Below are 13,018 nucleotides of genomic sequence, written 5' to 3'. Positions count from 1 at the left end.
CGAGTTCCGGTATTCTTACATCATTAAATACGGCTAAAAAATAGAGCCTTTTTATTTCTCCAGCAAGATTTAATTTTTCTAACCATTTTCCAGAATGTGGGAGCATAGGAAGTTTTAAAATGAGCGATAAATTAACAACAGCATTACAAAAATTAGCCATAAGTCCAGTTAAAGCAGACAGGCTGGCTATTTATAGATTGGAAAAAGAGTACGGCGCTTCTTTATCAGAAATCGTTGGTGAACTCGAAGATTATGCCATCGTTCACCAATCTATTCAAGACGAAAGAGCTAAACCCAGAAATCAGTTGATTATCCTTTGCTGCTATGGCTGTCTTTGGGGTGCAGTTTTCGGAATTGCGACGTTGTTTATTAAGCCCAGTGTGACTGTGGCGGTGATTGGGTTGGGTTTTACAGCTGGGGTATCTGGGAAATTGCTGGTTCAAAAAGAGGAATAAGTCGAAGTAGGCGAAGATTGGTTTTAATTGTTTAGCTGAACTCTTAGATTCATTGGAGTAAATATGTCTTGGTCGAAATCAATTTCCTGGTTATGTCGCCAAACATGAAACCAAGATATTGAGAAGCCAACGTTAACCGCTTGCTGTATGGCTATGCGGTTTATTACGGGGGTGTTAATCAATGGTTCCCTATGCCACAGTTAAAAAACTTCTCTGGCTATGACCGGGATACCAAACAGTTTGTTAATTCTGCACCCAGCGATCAATATTCTTCTCACGCCGAAGCTAATTCTTCTGGTGTTGTACCACTTACGCAAGCTCAACAGATGTTGGCACTGTTAGAGAAAACAAAAGCTAATTCAATTGATGAGTTTATCCAAAGCGAATTGAAATTAGACGGGATTTCACCAGAGCTAATTCGTTTGGAAATTGAAAAATTACTCCAAAATTCTCCAATTAAATATAAGTTCGTTGCTTGGAATAATCAAAACTGAGAGTTTATATCAGGAGAAAAATATCTAACCGAGGATTTCATCGGAAAATTTCAAGCCGTTTTGATAATAACCCATTTCGACTTTTTGATATTCTTTAGATATTTGTCAGCATAGCGGAAAGCTGCGGCCTTATCGTATTTAGCTATACTAAGTGCTTGCAACAGTACTTCTAAAGGAATTGCCACCTGTGTGAGCTTTTCGGCTAATATTACTGACTCTTCTTCTGTTGCTGCTACTGTCGCTTCTGATGGTTCAAATTTTATTTGCTTATTTATACGGTTATCTAACATTGTAGTATCAGTCATAAATGCACCTGCAAAACTTGTATAATGCAGTTTTACTGAAAGGCAGCAGGAATGAATCCGTGTTTATGCGGGACTTATTAATCAGCTAACTTCATGAATCCGCACAATTGCCGTAGCGAGCGCATCTTGATTAAAAATTTCCTTCGCCATCTTTTTCTAAGATGGAAATTAATTCAAACACTCGCATATTTTCTCCCGTCGAAACTTGATCTAGTAACCGCAAATTTTCATAGGTTTTCGCACGAAAAAAACTGCGTTTGATAGCTGATTATGACTCAACCCGGATTTAACTTGAACTAAAGATTCCTTGGAAAAGTGCGGAAAATCTCAAGTTTAATCACGTTTAAATCTAAATATAATTATTATCAATTTTTGGCTCAATTCAATTTTGATTTAATAGCAAAGATAAAGTTGTTAACAACTCTGATAATGTAAAGGGTTTCGGTAAAAATGCTTTTACGCCAGCGCTAGTAGCCTCAGCTATTTTTTCATTGGTAGCTAGGCCACTCATAGCAATAATTTTGAGATGTGGATTAATCTTTTGTAAAGTACGAATAGTTATAATGCCATCCATATCAGGCATCATTAAATCTATTAACGCCGCACTAATTTTATTTTTATGTTCGACATATACTGAGATTGCCTCAACGCCATTATTAGCACTTAACATTTGATAGTTATAATTGGAAAGCGATGTTTGAGTAATTTGTTGAAGTGAGAGTTCATCGTCTACAACTAAAACAACCTCTCCATTACCCTTAAGTAGTTCATAATCCTCTGTTAATGGTTGTTGATGTTGTGTATCTGTGAATGCTGGAAAATATATTTGAAATTTGCTACCTTGACCCACTAAGCTTTCAACATTTATGAATCCGCCATAAGTTTTGACAATTCCCATGACTGTTGACAGTCCTAAACCTGTGCCTTTACCAATTTCTTTAGTTGTAAAAAATGGCTCAAAAATTCGTTCTAATACTTCGGGGGCAATTCCAATACCAGTATCGATAACGGAAACCGTAACATAATAACCAACCTTTGCCTCAAAATACTTTTGAGCAGAGAATTCGTCAATAAACTGATTGGCAGCAGAAATTTTCAAAGAACCGCCATAAGGCATAGCATCACGAGCGTTAATGCACAAATTCATCAGTACTTGTTGTAATTGGGTGGGGTCTGCACAGACAGACCATAAATCTAGAGGGAATTCAGTAGTAAATTCAATTGACTTGGGAAATGTCTGTTGGATAATGTACTGAATTTCAGCAAATATGTGCTTGAGCTGGAAAATGATGCGCTTGCTCGATACACCTTTAGCAAAAGATAATACTTGTTTAATTAAATCAGCCCCACGCTGAACATTAGTATATAACATCTTGAGCAATGTCTGAGTTTGCAGATCGGAAAATTTCTTCTCTAACAATTCTAAGGACATTAATATGGGTGAGAAAAGATTGTTTAGGTCATGAGCAATTCCACTAGCTAATGTTCCAATGCTTTCCAATCGTTGAGCGCGGAGAAATTGTTGCTCTAGCTGTTTTTTCTCCGTAATGTCGGTGTTAACTATGAGGATAGATTGGGTTTGCCCAAATTGATTTTGTACCAGTGTCCAGCGACTAGAAACGATAATTTCTCTGCCAGATTTGGTAACTTGCTCTAACTCACCTTGCCAAGAACCAGTTGCTCCCGTAGTGTTGAGACCTTCTAAAAGTTGTGATGCTGCGGCACGACAATAAAACTCATCAGTTTTCTTACCCAAGCTTTCTTCTCTTGTCCAACCATATAAGTATTCAGCACCTCGACTCCAAAAAAGGATACGTTTTTCTAAATCATGAACAATAATCGCATCAGTCGCAACATCAATTAATGCAGCTTGTTCATGGATCTTTTCTTGGGCTTGCTTGCGCTCAGTGATGTCTCTAGAAATTCCACAGACTGCGTAAGGAATACCGTTGGCATCATGTAACGGAAACTTGATAGTAATGTAAGTATGGACTTCTTCTGCATGAGTTACAGTCTCTTCTACTTCAATAGCTTGATTTTCTTGAAACACCTGTTGATTATTCGTTGCGAAAGTATCGGCAACTTCAGATGGCCAGACTTCATAGATGCTCTTGCCGATTAGAGTTTCTGGAGTCGTGGACAGTAGGTTTGCATAACTGCGATTTCCCAAAATATGTTTATTTTGTGAATCGATTAAGTAAATGACAGCAGGCGAGTTATCAAGAATTGTTTGCAGATGCTGTTGCGTTTCCCACAGAGCAAGTTCGGCTTTTTTACGAGCGCTTATATCAATAGCTGTACCTAAAATCTGCACAGATAAGCCATTTCTATCTCTTGTAAACACACACTCGCGGCTATGTAACCAACGCCACTGACCATCGGCATGTTTCATTCGGTATTCAATTTCGATTACTTCCTCATCTTGCAAGGTTTGGAAAGTCTGTAAGTGTGCGTTAATTCGGTTGATGTCATCTGGATGAATCAGACTCGGTAGTACTTTTTCTTTCATTGATTGAACAGCACCAGAGCTATAACCAAGGATCTCCAGCATTTGGTGATTTATATAAACATTGCGCTGTTCAATCAAATCATAGATATATATAATGTCTGGTGTTGTTTCTACAATTTTCTGTGCAATATTCTGCTTTTGTTGAACTGCTGCTTCTGCCTGCTGACGTTCCATGAGTTCGGTTTGTAATTGTGCCAAAAGCGTAGATTGCTCAATGGCAATTGACAGTTGCTCCGCAACAGTTTTTGCTAATTCGATATCTTCGTTGTACCAAGGTAAAGATTGCTTGTTTCTTAACAGACTCAGACTACCCCAAATTTGAGAATTAAAATGTAAAGGCACTAGTAACCATGTACCGCCAGAAGTTTCCGCCAGTTGACGATTAATTTCATCACTACAACAACTAGGATCTTCTAATTGAACAATTTCTAAGCGCTTGAGTCGCTTGGTAACTTGATTGCCAATATCAGGAATGGATGTGCCTAAAGCTGTGGATAAATTTGAGTTTTGGCGATACTCTGTAATGTGCAACCATATCTGCTGTTGTGGTAAGTATTGCACAATTACAGCTTGTTGGGCTGGTATTAGTTGAGCAATTTCTTTAACTGCTGTAGAAAAAATAGTTTCTAAGCCTAGACAATTACGAATACTTTGGATGACTCGATTGAGAGCTTGTTCTCGTTGCCATAGGTGCTGTGTTCGTTGATATAGTTGACTTTGTTGTAGAGCGACTGATAGTTGCGTAGCTAATTGCACCAGCGAATCAATCTCCCACTCCTGCCATTGGCGTGGCTTTTGGCACTGATTTACGATCAGCAACCCCCATAATTGTTCATTTTGGAGAATAGGTACTACTAAGTTGGCTCTAATTTCTAAGCCAGCTAGTAAATCAACCTGACGCGCACATAAGTCTGCTGTATAGATATCTGCTATGGCTTGGATACGGTTTTGTTCATAAAACTTGCGTCTGTTTGAGTCAGCAAAATATGAATCTGTAATTGTTTGACCTAAAATAGAAGTAATATTTTCAGCAGTTGATTCTACTGTCACAACTCCGCTCCAATCTGCTTGAAAGCGGTGGACAAAGACTCGCTCGGCTTGTAGAAACTTCTGTATTTCTTGTACTGCGATGTTGAGAATTTCTGTTAAATCTAAACTCTGACGAATACGCCCAGCAATCTGAGCGATTAATTGTTCCCTTTGAGTCTGCTGTTGTAGCGCTACTTGTTCAGCTTGCTGCTGAGATACTAATTTTTCTAACTCGGAAAAACTTTGCCGCAGCGTCACTAATTCTTCAATGATCTGCTGTTTGGTCTTTTGCTCATCTCTCATAGCTTTACGAATATCAAATAGTTTTATAAATGACAGGCAGTAAATGTGCAAACAAGACGATCTTTGACCACTATACATGAATGTCAAAGTTTATAAAGCTTTCTCAATCTTGATTTCCGAATTCAGGAAAATCTTCAAGGCTATTACTATATCTACTTTCTAGCCTTTCAGCCTTTTGTTAAGAAAAATGTGACTAATGCATAGAACTGGCTGAGATCGCTATCATTATCTTGACATCACTTAGCTTCTTATATACATAAAAATAGGCTAACACGTCGCTATCTATATACCTGACTTTTCCCGTTAAGTCTCGAACAGCAAACTGATAAAGGGTTTAGGGAATAGCACCGCATATAAAGGAACTATTTATTATACTGGTGCGGCATATTTGAGAAGTCTACTGTAGAACAACGAATTATTTGACCAGAACGGCAGATTGTTTGTCATCAATCTAAATTTTTCTAGGTTTCCTGTTCCAGGAATTTCTATAATTTCATGCCAGAAATCCTAGAAATTAGATACTCAATGCTTACATATCACCTGTGCTGCTATTGAGAGGTTAACCAAAATATAGTCAGCAATTCCTAAACGAGACATTTGGGGCTGAGACTGATTACCCTGATCTATCAAAATCGTTTTACACCCTGCACTATGTCCAGCTTCTACATCACTGAGATTATCGCCAATAAACCAAGAATTTGGTAAATCTATATTTTGTTCGCTAGCTGCACGTAAAATCAAGCCTGGTTTTGGTTTACGGCATTCGCAAGCAATTGCATACTCAGATATTACACCATTTGGATGATGGGGACAGTAGTAGAATCCATCTAGCGATAGATCCGCTTTTTCTAATATTTCATTCAATCGCGCTTCCACTCCCGCCAAGGCAGATTCTGGGAAATAATCCCGTGCTACTCCCGACTGGTTAGTAATCACAATTAATTTATATCCAGCTTTGCTAAGTATTTGTAATCCTTCAATAGCACCGATTTTCATTTCGATTAATTGCGGATCAACATTGTTTGGTACATTTTCAATTAAAGTGCCATCTTTATCTAGAAATATCGCCGGCATTTGAGATTGCGAATTTAATTTGTTAGTTCGATGCCAAATTTTCTGATTTTCCAAGAAGTATATTTCCCCATTTTAAATCTAATACCACTTGCAAAAGACGACAACGGTGTTGCCGTGTCTCCCGTGAGCGATCGCGTCCAGCATTATCGCACAGTATAAAACTCGCCAATATAATAAAGCAAGTATAGTCATTACAACAGTGGCGAGATTTGATATGCAGTGCATCACTTCCAGGTTATTATCTCTATAATTTGCTCTTAATGAAGTAAAATCTCATCAAATCAATCCAAAACATTTTTACTACTTTTACGGGGTGCGAGTCCCACTAAAATTTATAGCGCCATTTTCATCGCTTTTATTGAAAATATTACTAGATTTACTCTTGGTGATTGGCGCGAAATCGTTAAAATTGTTGAGCCATCCCAATCAGCAATTACCAAAAAAGCATGGGAACTTTATAAGGAAGCTTTTGAACGACATAAGAACCGCATCTTGGCTATGTCTTTTGTTGAACAGAAAAAGCTTAAACAACAAGGCAGTAGCAATGTGGCGACTAATGTAACGACAATAGAAGCTCTTGGGCAGTTGGAGAATAGTATATTCTGGGAACCAAAACCACAGGAAAAGTCATCTAAGTTCAAAAAGAATTTAGGCGATAATTATTTTCGAGTGAAGTACAAATCACAATGGAAAGAATCCTTAACTTACTGTTCAATGCTAACAGGTGATTTTTTAAACATAAATGCTGGACTGTTCCATGTGGAAACTAAAGATGTATATGTAAATATCTGTATTGAGGTTAGAGAACTTCCTGGGCTCAAATCCAAACTAACAGATATTTGTGATCCCGCAGAGATTGAATATGCTTTTACTCAAGGGTTTGGGAAGCTTGCCAAGATCATGTTCCGGTTAAGTTGATTCCCAATGTTGGGTCATAATTGAATGGCACCTTGAAAAGCGCTAATCCATGATATTACTGGTTTTTGGGTGTGGGGTTGCAGGTTTTGCTGTAGAAAATTAAGAAGACTTTGCGGGCGTTTCATACTCGTCCTCTGAAAACTATTTTGATTCATGCTGTGCTGTGTGAAAAGCCATCTGCCAGAAATTATGTTCAAATTTTGCCACCATTAAAAAAGATTCTTCAGCTTGTTTTTGAATATCTTCCTGTGCCATTTCTAAAACCTCATCAGCTTGCTGTGACAAAAGTTTTACATATTTTGTAAAATCGATATTTCCCCATCTTTCTGCAAATTCATTGTAAGGTGTAGGCATCTTACCTGGTAGTTGCCAACCTTGATTATAGGCAAATTCAATAGCCCAAAATGCAGTTGCTTGTACAGGATAAGGCTTGTCTGCAAGACTCTGCATATATTCACAGTATTCTCTACAGATTGGTTGTTTTTTTATATTAAGATTCAGTTGTCGTTGGGTAGCTTTTTCTTGAAACCAATTGAGTTCGTCTTTAAGAGCTGCCAGTCCTCCAAGTATCACATCAAAATGTTCTGGAGGTGCGCTGGCTAATACTCGCCCTACCAGCCGCGTAAATTCCACAACAAACAGATAATCTTGCATCAACCATGTATTGAATTGCTGGGGTTGAATTATACCTAATTGACACTGTTCTAGAAAGGGATGCACAGTTGCTTCTTGCCAATCTTGAGCGTGATTTTCTAAAAGAAGTTTGCAGGTAATAGTCATTTTGGCTCAATAGGTATTTCGGGGAGATGGAATGGAGAAGAGTAGACTGGTAAGATCCTAACGATTCTACCTCCTACTGAGGTGACATCTAGCACGATTCATGCAGCCTACTCGGAGGCTTTCGGTTTCGATTTCGAGTTTGTGCCAAAAGTCATGGTCGAATTCATGACTTTTTTCATTAGTTTTTTTGTCAAAGATTTATATAATAGTCGTATTCAAACCAAGTTATATTGCGATATAAAACCCAAAATCAAGACAGTTTTGCCATTCTATTTATATATAATATTTACCGGATAATTTAAAAATACTAAGTATTAGTTAATAGAGATAAAATAGAGCTATTAACTATGCCTTTTAAACCTTATATTTTGGTCTTGACTTTCCTATTTAGTTTACTAAGTCTGAATGACCAAATACAGATAAATAAATTATCACAGACACTGCTGACTACTTATAAAACACAACAGTTATTTTCAGAGATTACCAAATCTAATACTCCCAGTACCCCTGTACCTTATAGAGGCGGTGGACGTAGATATTTAATTGAACCTTTCAAAAATATTGAGCCTCTTGTTTAATCTGACTTTTCACAGTATCTAAAAAAAATCAGAGGGTGTAGGTGTAGTAAGACTTTCTGTCTTTCCCTACACCCAAACCTGTAACCCTATTTCAGCCTTTGTTTTTCGCTAATTAGCCCCGAAAATATCATCAATGAGTGCTTCTCACGAAACTAAATACTGTTGAATTTCAGTTTTTTGACGACGTAGAGCAGTGATTGCTTGCTGCTGAATTTGACGAACTCGTTCTCTACTGACATTCAATTTCTCTCCAATTTGAGCTAAAGTTAGTTCTTGATCGTTCTCTAACCCAAAACGCAAAATTAATACTTCACGTTGTGTCGGTTTGAGTGATTCTAATAAACTATTTATGTCTTGGCGTAAAAGTTCTTTGGTGATATGTTCGTCTGGAGATATGCCCTCATCTGGTAAAAGTTGGCTAAGTTCTGTGTCTTGGTTATCTCCAATCTTTACATCTAGAGAAATTGGCTGCTTTGAACTGCTGAGAAAATCCCTAATCTGGCTTGGTTGTAAGTCTAAAGTTTCAGCAATTTCTACAACACTGGCTGGACGACCCAGTGTCTGAAATAATTCTCGCTGTACTTTCTTGATTTTGTTCAGTTGTTCGGTGATATGAATTGGCAAGCGTACAGTACGGGATTTCTCTGCAATTGCCCGTGTGATTGACTGCGTAATCCACCAGTATACGTAGGTGGAAAGCTTATAGCCACGATTGGGGTCAAATTTTTCTACACCCCTTTGTAAACCTATTGCCCCTTCTTGCAGCAAATCTAAAAATTCCAAATTGCGCTTCTGATATTTTTTGGCAATCGAAACCACCAGACGCAAGTTTGCTGTCACCATTTTTTGTTTGGCTCGTTGCCCAAGATTTTGTATTTGAGCTATTTCCAATTCACTTTTGTCAATATCAACAGCTAATTCGACCATTGTTGGCTCACGATCTAGTTGTTGGGTGAGTTCATTTTTTCTTTGCTCTATTGCCATGATTTGCTGTACCTGCCTGCCATAAGCAATTTCTTGGTCTGCGGTTAGCATTGGGTAACGACCAATCTCTTGCAAATAGATACGAATCATGTCTGGACTCAGGCTGGACATACAACAAAACTTTTTTTGATATTTAGACGAATCTAAAAGTATAAATCAAATCGCTGAATTAATTTTCCTCATTTAAACAGCCAAAAATATTAACCTAAGATTGCAATAGTTGAATTCAATTTAGAACGCAATCATCTATAACGGTATCCAGTGAGCGCTTACTATACCTCCATCCCAAAGTTCTACCTATGAGTATTCTTGTCATTAAACTTAGCTTGTTGAGAATTAATTATGGCATTACCCAAGCTCTAAATGAGAGTTCCTGACTTAACTGGAAAAGTCAGGTAGGGTATGGGGACTAATAGTCTTTCCCGTACACCTCATACCCTGTTCGGTAAAAAACTATTTGGGAACAGTAGTCGCGTTGAGTTCACCCCTTTTACCTTTTCCCCTCTTGTTTGCACCTTGTGTCGGTTTCGTTTCTTCTTCCTTACTAGAGTTGACCATTTTCATCAAATGCTGATTTAGATAACTCTGCGCCGAGATATACAGACTTTCCCAAATTTCTTGATTGCGGCTGATTTTTGTACCGACTGTATTTCCTGCTGTTTTCTCCGACACCAAGTATTTGCGGAAGTAGTTATTCCACAAGTGTTGCAGGAAATCTTCGGCAAATTCGTTAAACGGCAGAATCCATTTATAGTCCTTGTCCAAAAATACCCGATATGATGCGATTATCGGTAGTGCTAAGTCGGTTGGCGCACCAAACCCGAATGAATACTTGCTGTCAGGCAGAAGCGTAGTTTTACGTATATCTATTGATGCTAGGTCGTTAGCACCCTTTCTTCTGGGGTTGCTGATATATTCTTGAATTATTTCGTAGAGTCTTTGCTCTATCCACAAAGCATGAGTTAGCAAAGGCAGTAAGGCAGTTAATCTTTCCCTTTCTGCGTCTGTGATGTTACTTGGAAGACTCATCCCTGCTGGGTGTTTGGTTCGTTTATTGCCGTCGGGGTTGTATCTATTTCTATCGAGGCAGTTAATCAACTTCAGCAAATGGTTCACATTGCACTGGGCATTTCTGGGAGCGCCGCTTTGGTTTTGATAATAAGCGATGCGGAGTTTTCTATCTTCCTTCTGTTCTAACTGGGCTAAATACTGCTTAATGAATTTGTAATCACCCCTAGCGTTGACTTTGGAGCGAGAATCTACTGGCGTTGTAGTATTTGAAGCTAGGGCTATGTCTTTGGCTGATTCTTCAGTCAGCCCGATGTGAATCGTAACTTTTACTCTGGCTTGACTTAAATTGTAATTGTAATTTTTCGCTTGCTCAAAGGCTAAAACTGTGTGACCACCGTTAATAATGCCATCACTACCCCCCTCGTTAGCTTCTAAGACTTCTAGCTCTAGTTCAGTTTTGTTTTTGACAGGTTTAGTTTTATTGGCTGACAGAACGATTCCACTGTGGCGAGAGAAGAATTTTCCAGGTTCGGTCGTTAGTGAGTCGAAGATTTGTCTGTAGGTCGCGCTTTTACGGTTTGGTTCGCGGATGTTCGGTTCTAGCGGCAGGTCTATAGGGAACGAGTCTACATGGGCGGTGGCGATGATGCAATTTGGGTTGGCTTGAAAATAGTTATCTATCTTGATATTCCAAGTCTTGGGCATAGTTGATTTGCAATGTCAGGGGAATTTCTATGTTAACTAAAACTAGTACAGGACGGCATAAATAAACCACCCATCCCAGATCAATGAAACGTATACGATGTATTAATTTTGAATTTTAAATTCCGCCTTGCGGTACTAGGGTGCAAGGTCTGAGGTGTAATAGCTGGAGGAGCTAGCTACTAAAAAACTGGACAACCTGGAATCACATTTGGGCAGCAACAGCGCTTTCAGCAGTTGTATCACTTACTATCGCACTCTGTTATCAAGACGTGCAATCGTAATATTGTGTATCAGGCGGTCAAGTCAGACAGATGACCAAAATCAAGTCAAATTCTGCTTAGAATCACAGTAGTAATATCAAAAGTGTTGAATGTTAAGAAAATGAAATTGTACTATCTTCATAATCTCCAAAATGCCAAATCCATAATTTAAATTCTTTGTCAATTTCATCTACTACTTTATATTGTGCAGCATCTTTCATAGTAAAATCAGTGATTAATGCGGAATATTTACCTTCCCTTTTTACTTGTATTTTGATACTTACCTGATTATTTGTTAATCTTAATGCTGCCATTTTAACGCTATCTAAATGTTCCGTGGCAGGTGGACTTGAAAGTAATATTGTATATCTAACATTCATAACTAACAGTTATCAGAATTTACTTAATCTAAGTACAATGCTGAACTTTGAAATGCCTCTTCTGGTGTCCCATAAAAAGTACCATTGTTAAATACGCTAGGTTCGTACTTTTCATTACTATAGGTATAAAAAGCCTTTGTCCATTTCTCTTCATTCCCTTTGTACCGCAATCGACACAGATGAATTGGTGTATTTTTGGCTCTCTCTATATATTCAGAGCGTGTTATTTTAAACATTGATAGGTCATCATTGTCTGGTAAAAATGCTTCTTTATAAGCATCTATGTAACAGAAATATCCCTTAAAACGCACATCAATACCTATGTATTTTCCTGCATAATGCTGTTCTGCATAAGCTAATATCCGGTGCTTTGTTCTCTGTTTGACCTGCTCCGGGATTTTTACCCCTCCTGAATGTGGATCGTTTACCCATCCTCTCATGATTAGCTCCTTGGGAATACTGAGGCTGATATTACACTGCAACGGCAGAGATTACAAAGGGTGAACTTTTTGCAATTCTTATCATTACCTCTACTTTTTCTGGCAGATTCCACAGACTTTCCACAGCTATTTCTGCTGTTTTTCACAGTTGTTTTACAAGATAATCGGCTTCTGTTCACCCAATGGGTATTTTGTCATGTCTGTAGCAATCAGTCTGCTTTACTGAGTTATTATTACGTAACGTAAACAAAACCTACTTCTAACCCTAGCTTTCACGTAATTATTTATTTTTTCTATATTTCTCTTTAATATTTTGCAACATTGACAAACTCAGCCAATCAGCACAAAATAAATCGACTAGCCTTTGCCCCCTGTTCCATTTTGAGCATCAACTGTATAAAACTTTCAGTTGTTAGTATCAGTGGTTCGGCGAGCATTGAATGAGGTGAAACATTACTTGCAGTGCATCACCTCTAGCTTGTTGTCCCTATTAGATTTGCTTTTTCTGAAGCTTTTATTATATGAACTCAACCCAAAACATCTTTACTACTCTTCCCGAAACACTACATCAATCTCTCAACACCTACTTAGAAAAACATCCTGATTGGGATGAGCATCGGCTTATTACCGCAGCTATCTCTCTGTTTCTGCTGCAAAATGCTGATGGCGATCGCGGTGTTTCCCAAGTTTATCTCGAAACTCTGTTTCGTCGTGGCTAATGTTATTCCCTAGAAGTCATATAGCGGTTATCAGTCCAGTTCAGTACACTTAGGAGAGAGCAATTCTACTGTTA

14 protein-coding genes are annotated in these 13,018 nt (G+C 38.2%); 6 read left to right on the top strand and 8 right to left on the bottom strand.

What is annotated here, in order from left to right; translation table 11 throughout:
* Window positions 1-119: 119 nt before the first annotated feature.
* The gene (locus ABF638_RS11565; RefSeq protein WP_435022868.1) at window positions 120-455 is read left to right on the top strand and encodes a hypothetical protein; all 336 of its coding nucleotides are present in this window, start codon (window positions 120-122) and stop codon (window positions 453-455) included.
* Between the two features lie 191 nt (window positions 456-646).
* Entirely contained in the window at window positions 647-949 is a 303-nt protein-coding gene (locus ABF638_RS11560) for a hypothetical protein (RefSeq protein WP_435022867.1), read from the top strand.
* A gap of 50 nt (window positions 950-999) precedes the next feature.
* Here ABF638_RS11560 and ABF638_RS11555 read toward each other — a convergent pair whose 3' ends face one another.
* The 3 genes from ABF638_RS11555 to ABF638_RS11545 all read right to left on the bottom strand — a co-directional run bounded on the left by ABF638_RS11555 (window position 1,000) and on the right by ABF638_RS11545 (window position 6,169).
* Window positions 1,000-1,254, bottom strand: a complete 255-nt coding sequence (locus ABF638_RS11555; protein WP_435022866.1) for a hypothetical protein — start codon at window positions 1,252-1,254, stop codon at window positions 1,000-1,002.
* Window positions 1,255-1,636: 382 nt separating this feature from the next.
* Window positions 1,637-5,095 carry a PAS domain S-box protein gene (locus ABF638_RS11550; protein WP_435022865.1) on the bottom strand — a complete coding sequence of 1,153 codons (3,459 nt, stop codon included), beginning with the start codon at window positions 5,093-5,095 and terminating at the stop codon, window positions 1,637-1,639.
* 522 nt (window positions 5,096-5,617) lie between these two features.
* Window positions 5,618-6,169 (bottom strand): D-glycero-alpha-D-manno-heptose-1,7-bisphosphate 7-phosphatase, encoded by a 552-nt coding sequence (locus ABF638_RS11545; RefSeq protein WP_435022864.1) that lies wholly within the window; start codon window positions 6,167-6,169, stop codon window positions 5,618-5,620.
* A gap of 30 nt (window positions 6,170-6,199) precedes the next feature.
* Here ABF638_RS11545 and ABF638_RS11540 point away from each other — a divergent pair, with 30 nt between their 5' ends.
* A complete protein-coding gene (locus ABF638_RS11540) occupies window positions 6,200-6,328 on the top strand; it encodes a hypothetical protein (protein WP_255264458.1) in 129 nt (42 codons plus the stop codon).
* Between the two features lie 339 nt (window positions 6,329-6,667).
* Complete coding sequence (locus ABF638_RS11535) at window positions 6,668-7,087, top strand: hypothetical protein (RefSeq protein WP_435022863.1); 420 nt, start codon at window positions 6,668-6,670, stop codon at window positions 7,085-7,087.
* Window positions 7,088-7,228: 141 nt separating this feature from the next.
* Here the strand turns inward: ABF638_RS11535 and ABF638_RS11530 are convergent, their stop codons facing one another.
* On the bottom strand, window positions 7,229-7,867 hold the full coding sequence (locus tag ABF638_RS11530) for a TenA family transcriptional regulator (protein ID WP_435022862.1): 639 nt from the start codon (window positions 7,865-7,867) through the stop codon (window positions 7,229-7,231).
* 347 nt (window positions 7,868-8,214) lie between these two features.
* Here ABF638_RS11530 and patX point away from each other — a divergent pair, with 347 nt between their 5' ends.
* Complete coding sequence (patX, locus tag ABF638_RS11525) at window positions 8,215-8,445, top strand: heterocyst-inhibiting protein PatX (protein ID WP_435022861.1); 231 nt, start codon at window positions 8,215-8,217, stop codon at window positions 8,443-8,445.
* A 144-nt stretch (window positions 8,446-8,589) separates the two neighbouring features.
* Here patX and ABF638_RS11520 read toward each other — a convergent pair whose 3' ends face one another.
* The 4 genes from ABF638_RS11520 to ABF638_RS11505 all read right to left on the bottom strand — a co-directional run bounded on the left by ABF638_RS11520 (window position 8,590) and on the right by ABF638_RS11505 (window position 12,225).
* On the bottom strand, window positions 8,590-9,540 hold the full coding sequence (locus ABF638_RS11520) for an RpoD/SigA family RNA polymerase sigma factor (RefSeq protein WP_435022860.1): 951 nt from the start codon (window positions 9,538-9,540) through the stop codon (window positions 8,590-8,592).
* A 342-nt stretch (window positions 9,541-9,882) separates the two neighbouring features.
* Window positions 9,883-11,145 (bottom strand): AIPR family protein, encoded by a 1,263-nt coding sequence (locus tag ABF638_RS11515; RefSeq protein ID WP_435022859.1) that lies wholly within the window; start codon window positions 11,143-11,145, stop codon window positions 9,883-9,885.
* Between the two features lie 373 nt (window positions 11,146-11,518).
* Window positions 11,519-11,785, bottom strand: a complete 267-nt coding sequence (locus tag ABF638_RS11510) for a hypothetical protein (protein WP_435022858.1) — start codon at window positions 11,783-11,785, stop codon at window positions 11,519-11,521.
* 23 nt (window positions 11,786-11,808) lie between these two features.
* Complete coding sequence (locus tag ABF638_RS11505) at window positions 11,809-12,225, bottom strand: hypothetical protein (RefSeq protein ID WP_435022857.1); 417 nt, start codon at window positions 12,223-12,225, stop codon at window positions 11,809-11,811.
* A gap of 521 nt (window positions 12,226-12,746) precedes the next feature.
* Between ABF638_RS11505 and ABF638_RS11500 the strand changes: the two genes are divergently transcribed.
* Window positions 12,747-12,944, top strand: a complete 198-nt coding sequence (locus ABF638_RS11500) for a DUF2811 domain-containing protein (protein ID WP_069074505.1) — start codon at window positions 12,747-12,749, stop codon at window positions 12,942-12,944.
* Window positions 12,945-13,018: the final 74 nt, after the last annotated feature.

Origin of the sequence: Nostoc sp. CALU 1950 (assembly GCF_051172895.1) — a bacterium.
GTDB lineage: Bacteria > Cyanobacteriota > Cyanobacteriia > Cyanobacteriales > Nostocaceae > Nostoc > Nostoc edaphicum_A.
This window is presented reverse-complemented; position numbering and strand designations above follow the sequence as displayed.